This window comes from Thermophilibacter sp. ET337 (assembly GCF_024733715.1).
In the GTDB taxonomy this organism is placed as follows: Bacteria; Actinomycetota; Coriobacteriia; order Coriobacteriales; family Atopobiaceae; genus Thermophilibacter.
The window spans coordinates 366127-384632 of record NZ_JANRHO010000001.1 but is presented as its reverse complement, the minus strand read 5'-3'; the positions used below and the strand labels follow the sequence as shown (position 1 = coordinate 384632).

The 18506-nt window shown below is 71.6% G+C and carries 10 protein-coding genes; 2 read left to right on the top strand and 8 right to left on the bottom strand.

What is annotated here, in order from left to right; translation table 11 throughout:
* Window positions 1–50: 50 nt before the first annotated feature.
* The 6 genes from NW198_RS01710 to NW198_RS01685 form a co-directional block, all read right to left on the bottom strand.
* Window positions 51–1874 (bottom strand): nitrilase-related carbon-nitrogen hydrolase, encoded by a 1824-nt coding sequence (locus NW198_RS01710; RefSeq protein WP_258339763.1) that lies wholly within the window; start codon window positions 1872–1874, stop codon window positions 51–53.
* A gap of 129 nt (window positions 1875–2003) precedes the next feature.
* The gene (locus tag NW198_RS01705) at window positions 2004–2390 is read right to left on the bottom strand and encodes a desulfoferrodoxin (protein ID WP_087313206.1); all 387 of its coding nucleotides are present in this window, start codon (window positions 2388–2390) and stop codon (window positions 2004–2006) included.
* Window positions 2391–2514: 124 nt separating this feature from the next.
* On the bottom strand, window positions 2515–6345 hold the full coding sequence (dnaE, locus tag NW198_RS01700) for a DNA polymerase III subunit alpha (protein WP_258339762.1): 3831 nt from the start codon (window positions 6343–6345) through the stop codon (window positions 2515–2517).
* Between the two features lie 275 nt (window positions 6346–6620).
* A complete protein-coding gene (locus NW198_RS01695; protein WP_258339761.1) occupies window positions 6621–10139 on the bottom strand; it encodes a UvrD-helicase domain-containing protein in 3519 nt (1172 codons plus the stop codon).
* Window positions 10136–13408, bottom strand: a complete 3273-nt coding sequence (locus NW198_RS01690) for a PD-(D/E)XK nuclease family protein (protein ID WP_258339760.1) — start codon at window positions 13406–13408, stop codon at window positions 10136–10138. The genes NW198_RS01695 and NW198_RS01690 overlap by 4 nt, the downstream gene beginning before the upstream one ends.
* A gap of 84 nt (window positions 13409–13492) precedes the next feature.
* A complete protein-coding gene (locus NW198_RS01685; RefSeq protein ID WP_258339759.1) occupies window positions 13493–13780 on the bottom strand; it encodes a YerC/YecD family TrpR-related protein in 288 nt (95 codons plus the stop codon).
* A gap of 102 nt (window positions 13781–13882) precedes the next feature.
* Between NW198_RS01685 and NW198_RS01680 the strand changes: the two genes are divergently transcribed.
* Window positions 13883–14245, top strand: coding sequence for a phage holin family protein (locus NW198_RS01680; RefSeq protein WP_258339758.1), 363 nt, complete (start codon window positions 13883–13885; stop codon window positions 14243–14245).
* A 12-nt stretch (window positions 14246–14257) separates the two neighbouring features.
* On the opposite strand, the gene NW198_RS01675 is transcribed toward NW198_RS01680, so the two are convergent.
* On the bottom strand, window positions 14258–15427 hold the full coding sequence (locus tag NW198_RS01675; protein WP_258339757.1) for an Mbeg1-like protein: 1170 nt from the start codon (window positions 15425–15427) through the stop codon (window positions 14258–14260).
* 315 nt (window positions 15428–15742) lie between these two features.
* Entirely contained in the window at window positions 15743–16906 is a 1164-nt protein-coding gene (gene fucO, locus NW198_RS01670) for a lactaldehyde reductase (protein WP_258339756.1), read from the bottom strand.
* A 383-nt stretch (window positions 16907–17289) separates the two neighbouring features.
* On the opposite strand from fucO, the gene NW198_RS01665 reads away from it, so the two are divergent.
* Entirely contained in the window at window positions 17290–18450 is a 1161-nt protein-coding gene (locus NW198_RS01665) for a M20/M25/M40 family metallo-hydrolase (protein ID WP_258339755.1), read from the top strand.
* Window positions 18451–18506 lie beyond the last annotated feature (56 nt).

The window sequence follows — 18506 nt, the reverse complement described above, 5'->3', positions numbered from 1 at the left end:
AGAACGTTCGTTCTATCATAGCACACGGCCACGGCTTGGCAAGGGTCGCGTCAGTTCTCGGAGAAGGGGCCTTCCCAGAGCGGCCGGGGGCCCTCGCCCTGTCCCGGATGGCGGCCGTGCCCCTCCGAAGGCGCCCCGTGCGCGGGACCGGAGAACGCCCCGCCCTGGGAGAAGTCCCTGAGGTAGCCGAGAAGGTCGTGCACCTCGCGCTCGCGATCGCGCTCGGAGACCGCCGGGATGTCCGGGCGCCCGGGCGCGAGCGCCCCCGTCTGCGCGAGGGCCTCCACGGCCTCCTCGACGCGTATGCGCTCGTCGTCGGCGCGAACGCGGTCGGACCAGGCGAGCCCGATCGGCCCGCGGGCCTCCGAGAGCGTCTTTGACGTGAGGGCGACCGACCTCGCGGCCATGCCCTGCCGCTCCTGGGCCGCGCGCATGAGCTCGACGATGGCGGCGGCGGCCTCGGGACGCCCGTGGTCGGCGACGATGTCGGAGAGCGGCTGCTCCCACTCGACGTAGCTCGAGAGCACGAGGTCGACGAACTCGAGGCGCACCTCGTCGGAGGCGAGCGCCTCGAGCCCGGGCACCTCAGGCACGCCGAGGCGCCTGAAGGCCCCCGCCGGGATGGCCGGGGAGATGGTGTTTCTCAGGTGCGCGAGGGCAACGACCTCGGAGCGATACACGTCGGCGAGGGGGCTCAGCGCAGCCGCGCTCAGGCCGGCGCCGTCGCCGAGGGCACGGCCCGTCTTGTCGGCGGACCCCAGCGCGACGCAGCCCGTCCGCCGCGCGAGCTCGGCGAGGCGCGCCTGCGCGAGGTCGGCGGCGAGCGCGCGGTCCCTCTCGCCCGAGAGGTCGAGGCGCGAGACGTTCTCCGCGGGGAGCCTGAGCGCGGAGACGAGCCGCTCGGACGCGTCGTCCGCGACGGCGTCCCCGGTGGCGAGCACGAGCGCGCGCACGCGTGTGGGGCCGAGGGCGTCGGTGGCAAGGGCGCACGTCACCAGCGAGCCGAGGCTGCCGTCGAGAAGCGCGCAGGCCCCCTGCGCCCCGAGCCGCGCGCACGCGTCCGAGACGCCCCGGGAGAGCGCGCCCCAGGCCATGAGGGTGCCGTCGTAAACCTCGGGGGTGAGCGGGGCGGCGAGCGGGCCCTCGGCGGAGGGGTCGACGTCGCAGACGAGCAGGGCCTCCTCAAGGCTCGGAGCCTGGGCGGCGAGCTCACCCCACGGCGCGAGGACAAAGCTCGAGCCGCAGAAGACCTGCGAGTCGTAGGACCCCACGGCACCCACGCCCACGATCCAGGCGCCCGTCGCCTCGGCGTCGGCGAGGAAGCGGCCCTCGGTGAGCGAGCTGCCGAGCGCGCTCGACGCGTCATCGAGGGCAAACCCGTAGCCGCTGAGGTAGACGATGACGTCGACGTCGTACTCGAACTCGTCGTACTCGTCGAGGTCGTCGTAGTCGAAGGCGACGCCCAGGCGCGCGCCGGCGAACTCGAGCTCGGGCAGGGGCCGCGCCTCGGGCGCCCCGGACCCCTGGCTCGCCGCGACCGACTGGAGGTACGCCGCCAGCCTGACGGGGGCGATCCCGCCGTCTGCGATCAGCATCGCCTCGGGGAGGGGCGCGCCGTCGATGTCGGCCAGCACCGGCACCAGGCAGGGGCACGCCAGCTCGTCGACGAGCCCGAGCAGGCACTCGGCGAGGTCGAGCAGGAACCCCTCGCGGTCGGCGTAGCTCACGGGGGCCACGCCGCAGAGCGCCGGCGCGGGAAAGACGAGCAGGTCGGCCCCCTGCCCCGCCGCGCGCTCGGACAGCTCGACCATGCGCGCCGCCGTCGCGGCGAACTCCCCCGCCCTCGTGCCCATCTGGGCGATCGCGATTCTCATGCGCCCTCCAGTCGTCGCTCTTCTCGCTCAATTGTGCCACACGCCCGGGCGTGACCGGCCGCGGCACAAAGGAGGCGGGGCCGGTCTCCCGCGCCCCGCCCGGATCCTGCCCCGAAGCCAGCGTCTAGCCTAGGCGTCGACCTCGGCCTTCCAGAGGCCGTGCAGGTTACAGTAGGCGTAGACGGTGCCGCCCGCCGAGCAGCAGGCCCCAAACTTGGCGGAGGGCTCGTCGCCGGGGGCGAGGTGCTTCAGGCAGAGCTTGCCGTCGGTGGCCAGGGCGACCCACTCGATGTAGTGCTCCTCGAGCATGGGGTGGGCAACCTCGCCCACGCTCACGACGATGTGGTTGCCGTCTCTGCTCACGACCGGCACGTGCTTCTCGGTGGCGGCGTCCGTGGAGCCTGCGACGAGCAGCTCCATGGGCTCGCCGCAGCAGCTCGGCGTGACGCCGCCGTCCCTCACAACGGTGACGATGTTGCCGCAGTGGTTGCAGCGATAGAACTTGACCTCGGCCATGGCGGTTCCTCTCTCGTGCGCGGGCGCCCTCTGCGCGCCGCAATACCCTATTGATACCCATAGGCTCGCATTTTTACACCGAGAAGGGCGAACGGGGGCGCGGGCGGCGAGCTCCGCGGGGCACCTACGCCACGAGGACCTTGCCCTGACGTCCCACCAGGTCGATCATCTCGGCGAGAAGGACCATGTTGCGCGCGTCGACGCGCGTGGGAAGCTCCATGCGCATGACGTCGCCGGAGGTCGACTCCACGCGCAGCTCCACGTGATCGAGGCCCGGATAGCGCCCGAGGATCTGCCCGAGGCTGTCCATGTAGGGCCGCGTGAGCAGCGCCGCGGGGATGTTGACCTCCATGACCTTGGGCCGGTTGGACTTCTCGTCGAGCACGAGCGGCTCGACCGCCATGCAGATGACCTGGTTGCCGCGGTCGCCGCGCTCGAGCTTGCCCTCCACCTTCACGAAGACGTCCCCCGAGCTCTCGCCCGTCTCCTCGTCGACCTCGCCGGCGAGCGCCGAGGCGCACTTCTTGTAGAGCTTGGGGAAGACCACGAGCGTGACCTCGCCCTCCATGTCCTCGAGGGTGACGATGGCCATGGAGTCGCCGTTCTTGGTGGTCTTCTTCTGCACTGCCGTGACCATGCCGGCCAGGCGGATGACCTTGCCCTCGGGCACCTTGAAGCGCTCGTGGACGCCGCCGGAGGCGTCCGTGACCTCCTCGGCGACCTCGATGTCGGCGATGGTGTAGTCGCGGTTCTTGGCGAGCGCGTACTCGTACGGGCGCAGCGGGTGGTCCGAGACGTACAGTCCCAGGACCTCGTGCTCCTTTGCGAGCTTGACCGAGCGGTCCCACTCCACGCCGTCGGGCTCGGGGACGGTGTTCTCAAAGCCCGAGCCCGCCACGTCGCCAAAGAGGTCGAACATCGAGAACTGCCCGGCGGCGCGCTCCTTCTGGCGCTTGGTCGCGGCGTCGATGATGTTCTCGGGGTTGGCCTTGTCGACGAAGCGCATGAGCTGCATGCGCGTGTAGCCCGTCGAGTCGAAGGCGCCCGAGCAGATCAGCGCCTCGACCACGCGGCGGTTGGCCTGGCCCGTGTCCATGCGGTCCACGAAGTCGTGGAGGTTGGCGAACGGGCCGTTCTTATCGCGCTCCGCCATGATGGCCTCGCCCACGCCCTCGCCCACGCCGCGGATGCCGGCAAAGCCAAAGCGCACGCCGTCGGCGGTGGCGGTGAAGTCGCGGCCCGACTCGTTGATGTCGGGCGGCAGGATGGCCACGCCCTCGTGGCGGTAGGCGGTGACGTAGTGCACGATCTTGTCGGTCTTGCCCATGTAGGACGTGAGGACCGAGGCCATGTACTCCTTGGGGTAGTGGGCCTTGAGCCAGGCCGTCTGCATGACGAGAATGGCATAGCCCGCGGAGTGGCTCTTGTTGAACGCGTAGGAGGCGAACTCCAGGACGTCGTCCCAGATGCGCTGGGCGATCTCCTTCTTGTAACCGTTGGTGACCGCGCCGTTCATCCAGTGGTCGTAGGTCGTCTCGTCCTTGCCGTCGTCCCAGTGGAAGACCGTCGAGGTGAGGAGCTTGATCTTCTTCTTGGCCACCGGCTTTCTGATGCGCGAGTCGGACTCACCGGCCGAGAACCCCGACATCTTCATCGAGATCTTCATGACCTGCTCCTGGTAGACCATCGTGCCGTAGGTCTCGCCCAGGATGTCGTCGAGGCGCGGGTCGTAGGAGACGGCCTCCTCGCGGCCGTTCATGCGGTTGATGTAGCTCGTGACCATGCCGGCGCCCAGAGGGCCCGGGCGGTAGAGGGCGATGAGGGCGACGACCTGCTTGTACTCGGTCGGCCGCATGTTCTTGATCGTGGAGGTCATGCCCGCGGACTCGATCTGGAAGACGCCGGCGGTGCGGCCCTCGCGCATGAGCTTGTAGATCTCCGGGTCGTCGAAGGGGATCTCGTCGACGTTGATGTCCACGCCGTGGTTGGCCTTGATGTTGGCGAGCGCCTTGGAGATGACCGTGAGGGTACGCAGGCCCAGGAAGTCCATCTTGAGCAGGCCCATGTCCGCCACGGAGTGGCCCTCGTACTGGGTGATCTCGACGCCGCCCTTGGTATCGATCTTGGTGGGCACGTGGTCGTTCACCGGCGTCGGGGTGATCAGGACGGCGCAGGCGTGCACGCCCTCGCCGCGGTGCAGGCCCTCGATGGAGAGCGCGGCGTCGATGATGCTGCGGGAGTCGGCCTCCTTGTTGTAGGCCTCCTCGAAGTCCGGGGAGTACTGGTCGGGCGCCTTCTCGGACTTGTGCAGCGCGTGGTCGAGCGTGAGCTTGGGGTCGTTGGCGAGCATCTTGGAGAGCTTCTGGCCCTGCCAGACGGGAAATCCGAGCACGCGGGCGGCGTCGTTGATGGCCTGCTTGGCCTTGATCGTGGAGTAGGTGATGACGTGGCAGACGCGCTCGGGGCCGTAGAGCTGACGGACGTGCTCCACGACCTCGAGGCGACGCTCGTCGTCGAAGTCCATGTCGATATCGGGCATCTCGGAGCGCTGCGGGGAGAGGAAGCGCTCGAACATGAGGCCGTTGTCGAGCGGGTCGAAGGTCGTGATGTCCATCGCGTAGGCGACGATGGCGCCGGCGGCCGAGCCGCGGCCCGGGCCCACGCCGATGCCGTTGCGCTTGGCCCAGCGCACGTACTCCTGGACGATCAGGAAGTAGTCGGCGAAGCCCTTCTCGCAGATGACCTTGTACTCGTACTCGAAGCGCTCGCGCACGTTCTCGCCGCCGATGGTGAGCTCGCGCCAGTTCTCGCCGTAGCGACGCGCGAGGCCGACCTCGCACTCCTTGCGGAAGCGCTCCTCCGAGGTCTCCCCGGGGTCGAGGTCCGGGAACTTGGGCAGGTACATGTGCGACCAGTCGAGCTCGTAGGAGCACTTGTCGGCGACCTCGAGCGTGTTGTCGATGACCTCGGGGCACCAGGAGAAGAGCTCGCGCATCTCCTCCTCGCTCTTGATGTAGAACTCGGTGCCGGTCATGCGCTTGCGGTTGGCGTCGTCGAGCTTGGAGGCCGTGCCGATGCAGCTGAGCACGTCCTGGGTGGGGGCGTCGTCGCGCGTGAGGTAGTGGTTGTCGTTGGTGGCGATGACCTTGATGCCGAGCTCCGCGCCCATCTTCACGATCTGCTCGGAGAGGGTGCGGTCCGTGAAGCCGCCCCAGTTGGGGTCGGCCAGGCCGTGGTCCTGGACCTCGAGGTAGAAGTCGTCGCCAAAGATCTCCTTGTAGGCGAGCGCCCAGCGACGGGCCTCGTCCGCGCGGCCCTCGAAGAACATGCGCGGGATGATGCCCGAGACGCAGGCCGAGGTGCAGATGATGCCCTCGTGGTAGCGCCGCAGCATGTCGAGGGTGGTGCGCGGGTAGTAGTAGAACATCTCGCCCGAGGCCGCCTCGCTCATCATCTTCATGAGGTTGACGTAGCCGGTCTCGTTCTTGGCGAGCAGGATCAGGTGGTAGCGATGCTGGCGGGTGCCCTTCTCGATGCAGTCGTCCGTGATGAAGTAGGCCTCGCAGCCAAAGATCGGCTTAATCAGCAGGCTCGGGCGGTTGGCGCGCACGGCGTCCAGGTCGTGGGTCTGCTCCCAGACGCGCACGTCGGAGGCCCACTGGGCGTGGACGCGGTCGTGCGGGGCGGCGTCAGGGGCGTCCGGCTCGGGTTCCTCGAGCTCCCAGCCCTTCTGGAAGCACTCGACGTCGTGGCGCCACTGGCCCATGTCCTTCTGGGCGTCGTTGTAGCGGCGGCACTCCATGTCAAAGTCCGGGATGCCAAACATGTAGCCGTGGTCGGTCAGGGCCAGCGCCGGCATCCCGAGGTCGACGGTGCGCTTGACCATGTCCGAGACGCGGGTAGCGGCGTCGAGGATCGAGAAGTCCGAGTGGTTGTGAAGGTGGACGAAAGCCATGTGGTGGTTCCCCGTCAGCTTGGTGTCAGTGGCGTGTCTCCTAGGATAGCGCCTCGACCGCGCGGCGGGACGCGACGAGGTGGGGCGCTGAGCTGCGCTCAATTGCGTTCTCGCAGGTCGTGACCACAGGGAATCTTCATGACGAGAAGAACGCGGGGCGCGGGGCAGGGCTTACGAATCGGCGCGCGGGACGCGCAGACCGGCTTCGCAGGCGCCGCCGGCCCATCCGCGGCGAAGGGCGGGCGGGCCGGCGGGGCGAGAGGCACGAGACGCCGTCAGCCCCCGAAGGCGTAGCGCGCGACGAGCGGCTCGCCGGGGTCTGCGGGGTCATCGCGCTCCACGCAGACGAAGGCGCACGAGACGCTCGAGAAGCCCTGGTCGAGAAGGACGCCCGCATAGAACTCCGCCTGCATGGCATGGCGCTCGCGGACCTCCTCGGGCGAGAGCCCGGCGTCGCCGGTCTTGTAGTCGACCACGAGCGCGCGGCGCGCGGCGGGATCTGCGCAGAGCAGGTCGATCGCCCCCTCGAGGTACTCGCCGTGCGGGGAGTCCACCCGCAGGAAGAACGGGACCTCGGGGCGCACGCTCGGCCAGGCGAGCGCCTCGGCGCGCAGCGTCGAGCCCTCCCAGCGCGCGAGCGCCGCGCGAAGGCGGGCCGCCGCGCGCTCTGAGAGGTTCCATCGGCGCACCTGGGAGGCCACGCGCGCCTCGTCGACCGGGCCTCCCAGCTCGACCATCGCCTGCGCGAGCTCGTGGAAGGCGGAGCCGAGGTTGGTCGCCTTGTCGGCGTCCTCCGTCACGGGCGCGCCGGCGGAGCGGGCCTCGCGCTCCGCGTGCGACGGCACGGGCGCGGGCCTGCCCTCGGGGGCGAGCGCCGCGTGCACGCTCGAGTAGCTGAAGACGCCCTCGCGGGCGCGCCAGGTCCCCGGGGCCTCGTCGGCGCCGGGCGCCTCCGCCTCGTAGAGCACAAACGGCGCGACCTCGCCGTCCTTCTCGGCCGCCGCCCCGTCATCGTCTCCGAGCCCCCAGGCCACGACGTCGAGGGGGTCCTCCGGCAGCGGCCCGTCGAAGCCGGGCAGCGCGCCGCCGGAGCGGGCGAGCTCGCGGCGGCTCTCGCCCTCGCCCTCCGACTCCACGACGACGCAGCGCAGACGCGCCGGGGCGGACCCGCCGTAGTCGATCGTGCGCTCCCCCGGGACGGGGTCCCACTCCCCCGCCGAGAGCGCCTCGAGCGTCGCGGCGGCGAGCTCCGAGCACACGCCCTGCTTGCCGGAGGCCCCCGCCACGCCCACGACGAGCGCCTCGCGGGCACGCGTGAGCGCCACGTAGAGCAAGCGCGCCTTCTCCTGGGACTCCTGGCGGAGGTCGGACTCCCTGAGCGCGAGGTAGCGCGCGGCGAGCGGGCGCGCCTCGGAGCGGTCCGCCCCCTCCTCGAGCGCCTCGGGGTCGATCGCGGCGAGGACGGAGGGGACCACGTCGGCGGGGCGCAGCACGAAGGAGCGCCCTCCGGCCGCGGACGGCCCGCACGCGAGCCTCGAGTCGGCGCGCGGGTTGCCCCAGCACTCGGCCACGGCGCAGACGCCAAACTCCAGGCCCTTGGAGGCATGCACGGTCATGACGCGCACCGTCCCGCCACCCTCCTCCTCGCCGCCGGCGAGCGAGGCGGGCGGGACCTTCGCCGCGGCGAGCCAGAGGTCGAACTCCGTCGCCGCGCGCGCGGCCCCGAGCCCGAGCTCGGAGGTGAGGTCGCGCACGTAGCGGATCGCCGCGAGCACGTTCGCGGCGCGCGCGAGCCCCTCGGGGCCGCCCGCCTCGAGGCGCGCGAGCCACCCGGAGTCGCGCGCGACGTCGGCGCAGACGTCGGCCACGGGACGCCAGCGCACCTGCTCGAAGGCGCGGGCGAGCACCTCGTGCGACCGGCGCAGCCGGGCCGACGGCTCACGGTCGTGGAAGAAGGTCATGTCGAGGATGCCGCGGTCGATCGAGCGCTTGGTCGGGGCGTCGAGCTTGTCCTGGGCTCGCGTCCCCAGCTCACAGAAGTCGTTGGCGTCGAGGCCAAACATCTCGCTGGCGAGCAGCGGGAAGAGCCCCGACTGCGTGTCCTTGGGGTTGGCCAGCGCGTGCAGCAGCGCGCAGACGACCTTGACCTCGTCGGTGCCCGTGAAGGTGGAGCCGCCCGTGACCACGCACCCCATCCCGCGGGCGCGGATCGCGTCGATGTAGGCGTCTGCGTGCGTGGTCACGCCGAGCAGAAGCGCCATGTCCCCGGGCCGCTCCCCGGCGTCGCGGTAGCGCGCGAGGGCGTCGGCGACCTGCGCCGCCATGACCGACGTCTGATGGCGGCTCGGCCGGCCCGACCGCCCGGTCCCGGCGCACACCTCGATGTCGACGCGCGGCAGCTCACGGGCGCGATAGCGGTCCTCGCGCGTGGCGCAGGCGTCGAGGTGCATGAAGTCGGGCATGGCGCCGCGCGCCGCGCCCGCCCCGGCGCAGACCCGCTCGACGAGGGCGAGGACGTCCGCGTGGCTGCGGTAGTTGACGTCGAGGCGCACCGCGCCCCGCTCGCCCACGCTCGCGCCGCGCCCGCGGAACACGCCGACGTCCGCCCCGCGAAAGCGGTAGATGGACTGCTGGGCGTCGCCCACGGTGCACAGATGGCGCGCGCCCTCCCCCGAGAGCAGGCCGATGAGCTCGAGCTGCGTCTCGTCGGTGTCCTGGAACTCGTCGACCATCACCAGTCGGAAGCGGCCCGCGTAGTCGCGCCGGACCTCCTCGTGGTCCCGGACGGCCGCGAGCGCGAGGCGCACGAGGTCGTCGTTGTCAAGGCAGCTCTGCGACCGCTTGAGCTCGTCGTAGCGCGCCGCGACGCGCCGCGCGAGCTCGAGCAGGAGGCCCGAGACGGGCGCCGCGCGCAGAAACGCCGCCTCCGCGCGCGCGAGGGCGAGGGCAGATTTTGCAGCCGCGACCTGCTCCTTTATGGCGCCGCGCGCCTGAGGGAGCGAGACGCCTTCGAGCGCGGACAAGGCCTCCTCCGGGGCGAGCGACCCCGGCCGGGCACCCGCGAGCCCCCGGAGCGTCTCGAGGGCGGGCGCGACCCTCTCGGCCGCCGCGGCGGTGAGCCCGCACGCGCCGAGCTCCTCCACGCGCATCGCGAGGTCGCGGACCGCGGCGTCCAGGGCGCGCGCGTCGCGGGGCGCCGGCGCGAGGGCGTCCAGGCCGCCCGGCAGCGCGGCCCCCTCGCGGACGAGGCGCTCGACGACGCCCATCGCCCCGGTGTAGCCCTGTGCGGAGAGCGTCCCCATGTCAAACTCGGAGAAGACCGGCGAGAAGGACTCGTCTGCTCGGGCGGCGCGCATGACCTCGTCCATGGCCGCGTCGAGAAGCGCCTGCTGGCGGGAGTCTGCGATGACCGAGAAGGACGGGTCGAGCCCGAGGTCGAGGGCGTGTCGCGCGAGGATGCGCCGGCACATGCCGTGGATCGTGGAGATCCAGGCGTCGTCGACGGAGAGCGCCTCGTCCGCCATGCCCGAGCGGCGCAGCGTGGAGCGGACGCGCTCCTTGATCTCGCGCGCGGCGGCCTCGGTGAAGGTGATCACGAGCGCCTGGCCGAGGTCGTCGAGGAAGGGGGCGCCGTCCGGGCCGGAGCCCGGACAGAGCGCCCACGCGATGCGCTGGGTGAGCGTGAAGGTCTTGCCCGACCCCGCGCCCGCCTCCACGAACAGGGGCTCGTCAAGGGTCTCGGCGATCTGGCGCTGGCGCTCGTTGAGGCCGGAGAGGTCGACGGGGCTGCTCACTTCCTGAGCCTCCTCTCGCAGTTGAGGACCGGGCAGAACAGGCAGGCCTCGGGGTCGACCGGGGCGGCCTCGATGTCTCCCGCGAGCATGCGCTCGATGCGGGCCGCGACCAGCTCCTCGCAGGCGTCGAGCAGCGCCTCCATGCCGCTCTCGTCGGCGCGGCCAAAGCTCGCGTCGCGCGGGACGCATATGCGGGCGAGGCGCTTCTCGGAGACCGGGCGCGCGCCGAAGACGTTGTCCACGAGGTTCTCGTCCACCGCGCCGGCCAGCGCATGGCCCCCCTTGGTGCACAGATACACCGCGGCGCGGACCTTGAGCTGCGGGAAGGCGCGCCTGACGACCTGCCCGTAGACGAGCGACTGCACGCGGCGCGGCAGCGCGAGCGCCGAGGCGTCCGCCCCCTTGGCGGGGAAGACGTCGTACTCCGCGGCAAAGCCCGCGTCCGACTTGTGCTTGTAGTCGATGACCACCGCCTGGCCGTGCGCGTCCACGTCGATGCGGTCGATCGTGCCCGTGAGGCGCACTCCGGCGTACTCGACGCACGCCCCTCCCCGGCCAAACCCCCACTCGAAGAAGCGCGGCTCAAAGCCCGCGAGCATCTGCGCCTCGTAGTCGAGCAGGGTCGAGAGGTCGCGCCTCAGGACGCGCAGCTGCCCGTCCTGGCGCGCGCTGTGCGGGACGAGCGCCTGCGGCAGGGGGTGGTTCCTGCGGTCGACCTGATACTGGTGCGCGAGATGGGCGTCGAACTCCTCGAGCAGCACCTCGCGAGCCTCCTCGAGCGCCTCGGGGTCGGCGACCGAAGACCCCGGCAACCGGGCCGAGGGATCCTCCTGCGCCCGGGCCTCGAGGGCGGCGACCAGCTCGCGATAGTCGGGCTGCTGCATGGCGTCGGCCCGTGCCTCGCGCTCGGCGGCGAGGCGGGTCTCCCCGCGCGCGCGCTCGGCCGCCCGGGCGAGCAGCTCGCGGCGCGCGACCTCGAGGACGCGATGCGCGAAGGTGCCCATCTCGGCGCCGGTGAACCCGGCGTCGGCGTCGCACAGGCGAAGGCGGCGCAGGCTGAACCACTTGTACGGGCACTCGAGATAGGTCTCGATCTGGGAGGCGGAGAGGATGGGCCGCGACCCCTCGACGGGCACGCCCTCGGGCGGGGGCGAGACGCACGAGCGCTCGTGGGCCTGGATGCGGCCGGCCGGGGCGGGGGTCTCGACCGTCTCGACGCCCGGCGCGGCGCCCGTGCTCGCGACGTTCTCGCGGACGAGCGTCTCTGAGCGCGCGACGGCGGCGTCGGCCAGCCGCTCGACGAGGTCCTGGGGCTTGGCGTCGGCCTCGAGCCCATAGCAGGCCTGGACCTCGGTCATCATGACCGAGGGATAGCACAGCTTCCCGTCCTCCCCAAAGAGCGGACGCTCGAGCACGACGGCGTCGCGCGCGGCCCGCACCGTCGCCGCGAAGCGCGCGCGGGCGAGGTCCATGGCGCTCGGGGCCACCTCGACGCCGTAGGCGCAAAGTAGGGCCGTGCGGACGTCGTCGGGGGTGGAGACCGCCGAGGACGCGGAGGTCTGGGAGAGCAGCACGACGGCGTCGACCGAGCAGGGCGCGAGCCGGGAGGCCGCGCGCGGGGACGTGACGAGCGCGGCGCAGGTCGCGCCGGGCGCCGGACGCTCGAGACGGAGCGCCGCGCGCGAGCGGCGCAGCACCCCGGCAGCGAGCTCGACGAGCTCGGAGAGGCCCACGTGGCCGGGGACGGACGGGTCCGCCGTGAAGCCGAGCTCCTTCAGGCTCTTGGCGACGCCCAGGACCGTGGAGAGAACCGCCGTCGCCTCCGCGGCCAGCGGGGCGTCGCGCTTCTCGCCCTGGACGTAGGGCGCGAGGAGCTTGGAGGCCGCAGACCCCAGCCTCCCGCGCAAAAGCTCGCGCGTGGCGGCCGCCACCTCCGGCGAGACGTCGCGCTCGGACTGCAGCTGCGCGAGCACCGCGGCGGGGGTGAGCAGGCGGTTGCCGCGCCACGCGGCGTCCAGGTCGCGGGCGCGGCGGGCGTCGGTGTGCGAGATGTCGCAGAGCAGGAAGTCGGAGAGGTCGCGCGGCGGCCACCAGGACATGTCCGCGAGGCGCACGCGCGTCGTGCCCGCCTTGGGCGCGTCCGGGACCGGCTCCGCGGGCGGCCAGGACGCCGCGAGCTCGGCGAGGCGGGCCACGCCGCAGACGTACTCGAGAAAGGCGCGACCGCACTCGAGCGAGGCGAGGTCGGGCGTCATCTGGGCGCGCACGCTCACGCCCCGGGAGACGAGCCTGCCCGCGAGGGAGCGCCAGGCGCGCTCCGGGTCCGGAGCGACGACGACGACCTCCCTCGCGCCCCGGCCGGCGAGCGCGCGCACCTCGCGGGCGACGAGCTCCGCCTCGGCGGAGGGCCCGGCCGGCAGAAGGACGCGCACCGCCCCCGTGGGGTCAAGCGCCTCCGCCGCGCCAACGAAGAGCGACCCGAGGAGGGCGGAGAGCTCGGAGGCGCGCCCGAGGGCCGGGACGGGGGCGTCGTCGCAGGACTGCTCGACTAGGACCCCGCGCTCGACGCAGAGCGCGAGCAGCCGGAGCGCAAGCTCGCGCGTCTGGGCGTGAGCCGGGCCCGGCGCGTCAGGGAAGACGACGGTGAGCTCCTGGCGCGCGGCGAGGCCGCAGACGAGCTCGCGCTCGGCGCGGGACAGCTCGACGAAGCCGGCCAGCACGGTCGGGGGGACCGCGGCGCCGGACGCCTCGAGCGCGCCGGGAAGCGACGCCATGGCCGCGCACGGCTCGACGAGACCGCGCGCGTCGAGCTCGGCCGCATAGTCCCCGAGCAGCGCGACCACGGCCGCCTCGGCGGCGCTCACGCCCTCCGGGACGGGGGCGTCGAGAAGCCACGGCAGGCCCGCGCGCGCGAGGTCCGCGAGCAGGGCGGCCGCCCCCGGAGAGCTCGTCACGGGCGCGCCGGGGCGCCACGCCGCGCGAGCGAGCACGCGGCTGGCGAGGACGTCGCGCGAGACGTCGTCGACGAGACGGCGGCCGTCCCCCCAGACGCCCCAGCGCTCCTCGGCCCAGGCGGAAGGCGTCGTCACCGTGACGCCGAGCGAAAGCCCTCCCGCCGCCGCGAGCGCTCGCTGGGCGTCGAGCGCCTGGGGAAACGAGGGGACGAGCAGCACGGCGCGGCCGGCAGCGGCAAGCCCCGCTCGCAGGGCGCGCTCGACCCCGGCGCCCACGAGGCGCTCGTCGGTTGTTCTCACGAGGTTCAGCGACATGGGTTCCTCTCGCTTTTGCGCTTCTCGACACCTCTCACGCAACGATGGTAGCGCGGCGACCGGACAACAATTGACGGGCCCCGCTCAGTCGAGCTGGGAAAGCACCGCCCGATACCCGCCCGCCGGGCCGTTAAGGCACTTGGAGACGCGGCTCACTGTGGTGGACGAGGCGCCCGTCGCGCGAGAGACGTCCACGTAGGAGCGGCCCTGCGCGAGCAGGCTCGCCACCTCGAGGCGCTGCGCGAGGTCCGCGAGCTCGCGCGGGGTGCAGAGGTCGGAGAGCAGCGCGCGGGCCTGATCGGGCGTCTCCAGCGCGCACAGGGCCCGCGCCAGCCGCTCGAGGCCGTCGCTGTTCTCGCCTGCATGCGTCATGCGTCCCCCTCTCCCTTTCCTCAAGGAGACACTTTAGCCGATTAAAGCGTTCGACGCGAGGAGGTTCGGGTACGCTATCCCCAGGCAGACAAGGAGGTCTCCATGAGCTTCATCACACGCTGGGTCGTCACCACCATCGCCTGCGCCGTGGCCATCTGGCTCGTCCCCGGGATCGTCCCGGTGGGCGGGACCTGGGTGGGCGCGGTGTTCTGCGCGCTCGTGCTCGCGCTGCTCAACACCACCGTCAAGCCCGTGCTTCAGGCGCTCGCCATCCCCTTCACCATCGCCACGCTCGGCATCTTCTACGTGATCGTGAACGCCTTCGTGCTCGAGCTCGCGAGCTGGCTGTCGCGCAACATCTTCCACGCGGGGATCGCCATCGACTCGCTCTTCTCGGCCGTCCTTGGGGCGATCGTGATATCCGTGGTGAGCATGCTGCTCTCCGGCGTCGTGGGCGACGAGTAGCGCGCCGGCGGCTCACGCCTCCCCCTGCGCGCGGGACGTCACGCGCCGTGCCACGTCCGCCGCGGCCTCCGATACGCCGCGCACCACGGCCTCCCGCGTCGCGGCCCCGGCCGCGCCCACCAGCTCGCGCACGAGCCCGAGCATCATGTCGCGCGTCCGGGGGTCGACCCCGCCTAGGGCGGCCATCACCTCGCGCGCCGCCGCCGGGCTCGAGAAGAGGTCCTCGAACGTCGTCGCGCCGCCCGCCGCCAGCGCGTCGAAGAGCTCGTCGGTGAGCTGACGGCGGTCCTCGGGCCCCAGCCGCTCGAGCCACGACGAGAAGGACCTTGCCACGACGAGGCACTCGGGGTCGGGCCCGTCCGCCTCGAGAAAGCCCGCAGGCCCCACCTGCCAGGTCAGCGGGTCGTGCTGGAGGCTGCGCTCCGCCGAGCTCCGCACGATCGTCGCCGGCGCGTCGTCCGAGAAGAACCTCCCCACCACGCTGTAGGCGGGGATGATGCGCACGTAGCGCTCCCCCATCAAGTCGTGACAGCTCACGGGCATGACGGAGCGGTCCATGCCGGGCCCGTCGTTGCTGTAGACGCACGCGATCGAGGAGGCGAGCGAAACGGGCGCACTGGTCGCGGCATAGGCCGCAAGGTTGCCGCCCTTGGAGTGGCCTCCCACGCGCACGGGCCGCCCCGAGGCGCCCGCGCGCGCGAGCTGCGCCGCCAGGTACTCCGCCGCGGCCTCCTGGGCTCGCGTGACGGCAAAGCTCAGGACGAAGTTCTCGCGCCACCCGACGAGCGTGGTGTCGGTCCCGCGAAAGGCGACGTAGGTCTGCCCGTCGTCGAGGTCCGCGGTGACGGCGGAGAACTGCATGACGCGCTCGTCGTCGCGCACGTCGACGTAGTCGCGCAGCACGGCGTCGCCGAGCCGCGCCGAGCCGCCGAGGGCCACCACGAAGCGCTCGTCAACCGTCGCGAGCGAGCGCACGCGCGCGGCGAGGTCCCCGCCCGACCGGGCGAGCAGCTCGCCGCAGGCATCGGTGAGCCGGACGCCCCGCTCGCCGGGGCCGCCCACGATGCCCGTGAGGTCCAGGTAGGAAAGCGTCGCCAGCGCGAGGTTGTCGACGTCGTTGAACGGCCGCTCCGAAAGCGTGACGTCGCCCCTCAGCTCCAGATAGTCCCGAACGTCCGCCACCCCGTCACCACCCCTCTCTTCTCCCTGGTCGCCAAACAGCCCCGCAGCGACGCGCCCCGCTTCCTTGCTAAGCAAGCTTTCTGAGCGCGAAGCGCGAAATCGCTTCCCTTGGTCGCCAAGCAGCCCCGATACGTCGGCGCCCCGCCCCTTTGCAAAGCATGTTTTCTGAGCGCGAAGCGCGAAATCGCTTCCCTTGGTTGCCAAGCAGCCCCGCAGCGACGCGCCCCGCTTCCTTGCTAAGCAAGCTTTCTGAGCGCGAAGCGCGAAGCAGCTTGCTTAGCAAGGAAGCGGGGCGCCATCCCGACGATAAGGACGCTACGCCATGACTTTGCGGAACAGCCCCACCACGGCGGCGTGGTCGGCCTCGCGCGGGTTGCCCGGGAAGCAGGCGTCGGCGATGGCGTCGTCGGCGAGCTGGTCGAGGTCGGCCTCGACGAGACCGTCGCAGGTGGGCTTGATGTTGACGTCGGCGGAGAGCTGGCGGACGGCGGCGATCGCGGCGTCTGCCGCCTCGTCGTCGGTCATGCCGGCGGTGTCGACGCCCATGGCAACGGCCACCTCTGCCAGACGCTTGGTCACGACGGGCTTGTTGTACTCCATGGCGACGGGCAGCAGCATCGCGCAGGCGACGCCGTGCGGGGTGTCGTAGTGCGCGGAGAGCGTGTGCGCCATGGCGTGATCGATGCCCAGGCCCACGTTGGAGAAGCCCATGCCGGCGATGTACTGGGCGAGCGCCATGCCCTCGCGGCCGGAGCCCGGGACGCCGCTCTTGGCCTCGGCGACGGCGTCGCGCAGGTGCTGGGAGATGAGCTGGATGGCCTTGTAGTGGAACATGTCGGAGAGCTCCCAGGCGCCCTGGGTGGTGTAGCCCTCGATCGCGTGGGTGAGCGCGTCCATGCCGGTGGCGGCGGTGAGGCCGGCGGGCATCGAGGCCATCATGTCGGGGTCGACGACGGCGACGTCGGGGATGTCGTTGACGTCGACGCACACGAACTTGCGGACCTTCTCGGGGTCGGTGATCACGTAGTTGATCGTGACCTCGGCCGCGGTGCCAGCGGTGGTGGGCACGGCGATGGTGAAGACGGCGTGGTTCTTGGTCGGCGCCACGCCCTCGAGGGAGACGACGTCGGCGAACTCGGGGTTGGCGACGATGATGCCGATGCCCTTGGCGGTGTCCATCGAGGAGCCGCCACCGATGGTGACGATGCAGTCGGCGCCGGAGGCCTTGTACGCCTCGACGCCGTCCTGGACGTTCTTGATCGTGGGGTTGGGCTTGATCTCGGAGTAGAGCTCCCAGGCGATGCCGGCCTCGTCGAGCAGGTCGGTCACCTTGGACACGACGCCAAACTTCACGAGGTCGGGGTCGGAGCAGACGAAGGCCTTCTGGTAGCCGCGGCGGGTGAGCTCGCCGGGAATCTCCTTGATGGCCCCGGAGCCGTGGAAGGAGATGTTGTTGAGGACGAAACGGTTGACAGCCATCTGATTCCCCCTTGGGTTGATGCGTGCCGGAACGCCAGCGTTCCGCGGGGTAGTATGCCCCTCCCCGCCCCCGCACAGGCGCACCGCTCCGCCGACGGCACGTACTTCTCGGCGGGAAGCGGGCGCGCATGGACGACGGGGCGCCACTCAAGCCGGCTGTTGGCATTTTCTGCCCCTTGTGCATGCCGCGCCGCCGGGCCCGCTGCGGGCGGACGATCGCCATCTGGCAAAACCCGTGGAGCAGGCGCCCCCGCACGCCGCGCCCCTTTCGCGCGCCGCTCACATCGCGCCATTTTTGCCACCGCCCGGCCGCTCCGCCACCCCGAAGGTCGCGGCTAAGGTAAGCTCAAGGCAAAAGACCACGCATCACGGGAGCGGCCAGCATGGACGAGAAGACCAGAGAGATCGCGACGGCCTACGCCGATGCGTGCTTCGAGGAGGAGCTCGAGCTGCTGCGCGAGCTCGCCCAGATCCCGGCCCCCTCCGGCCACGAGGAGAGGCGCGCGGAGTTCATCCGCGACTGGTGGCTCGCCCAGGGCGCGCCCGTGGGCGCGGTGCGCATCGACGAGGCGAAAAACGTCATCCTGTCGCTGCCCGCCGGCCCGCACGCCGAGCCCGACGGCGGCATCGCGGTCTTTGCCGCCCACACCGACGTGGTCTTCCCCGACACCGAGCCGCTGCCGCTCGCCGAGTCAAGGACGCGCCTGCTCGCCCCGGGCGTGGGAGACGACACGGCCAACCTCGTGGGCCTCATGCTCGCCGGGCGCTACCTGCTGCGCAACCAGGTGCCGCTCGACCGACCCCTGCTCATCGTTGCCAACTCCTGCGAGGAGGGCCTCGGCAACCTCGCGGGCACGCGCGAGCTCTTCCGCCACTACGCCGGACGCGTGGCCGAGTTCACGAGCTTTGACCTCTACCTCGGCATGCACGTGGTGTCTGCCGTGGGCAGCCACCGCTGGCGCGTGAAGTGCCACACCGAGGGCGGCCACTCCTGGGAGAACTTCGGACGCGACAACGCGATCGAGGCGCTCTGCTCGTTCATCGAGGACCTCTATGCGCTCGAGCTGCCCCGCGAGGCCAAGACGACCATCAACGTGGGCCGCTTCGTGGGCGGCACCACGGTGAACTCGATCGCCGAGGACGCGAGCGTGCTCGTGGAGTACCGCTCGGCCTCCGAGGAGTGCCTCGAGCAGATGTACGGCAAGTTCGTGGTGCTCGTGGAGGAGCACCTCAAGGAGAACACGCGCATCGACGCCAAGCTGATCGGCCGCCGCCCCGCCTCCGGCGAGCACACGCCCGAGGGCCAGTGGGAGCTCATCGCCCGCACCGACGAGGTGCTGCGCGAGCTCGGCGGCGTGGAGCCCACGCACCAGGAGTCCTCGACCGACGCCAACATCCCGCTCTCACTCGGCATCCCCGCCCATACCGTGGGCGCCGTCGAGGGAGACCTGCTCCACACGCGCGAGGAGTGGATCGAGAAGGACAGCCTTCGTCGAGGGCTCGCCGTCACGCTCGCCCTGCTGCTCGCGCACGCGCGGGCGTGAGCGCGGCGTCCGACGCACGGCTCTCGTCACCTACAAAGCAGGGTTTTTCCTGCCTG

Excerpts from the sequence above, each read along its gene's own strand:
- NW198_RS01710 (WP_258339763.1), bottom strand. The coding sequence starts at position 1,874 with ATGAGAATCGCGATCGCCCAGATGGGCACGAGGGCGGGGGAGTTCGCC.
- NW198_RS01705 (WP_087313206.1), bottom strand. The coding sequence starts at position 2,390 with ATGGCCGAGGTCAAGTTCTATCGCTGCAACCACTGCGGCAACATCGTC.
- dnaE (WP_258339762.1), bottom strand. The coding sequence starts at position 6,345 with ATGGCTTTCGTCCACCTTCACAACCACTCGGACTTCTCGATCCTCGAC.
- NW198_RS01690 (WP_258339760.1), bottom strand. The coding sequence starts at position 13,408 with ATGTCGCTGAACCTCGTGAGAACAACCGACGAGCGCCTCGTGGGCGCC.
- NW198_RS01685 (WP_258339759.1), bottom strand. The coding sequence starts at position 13,780 with ATGACGCATGCAGGCGAGAACAGCGACGGCCTCGAGCGGCTGGCGCGG.
- NW198_RS01680 (WP_258339758.1), top strand. The coding sequence starts at position 13,883 with ATGAGCTTCATCACACGCTGGGTCGTCACCACCATCGCCTGCGCCGTG.
- fucO (WP_258339756.1), bottom strand. The coding sequence starts at position 16,906 with ATGGCTGTCAACCGTTTCGTCCTCAACAACATCTCCTTCCACGGCTCC.
- NW198_RS01665 (WP_258339755.1), top strand. The coding sequence starts at position 17,290 with ATGGACGAGAAGACCAGAGAGATCGCGACGGCCTACGCCGATGCGTGC.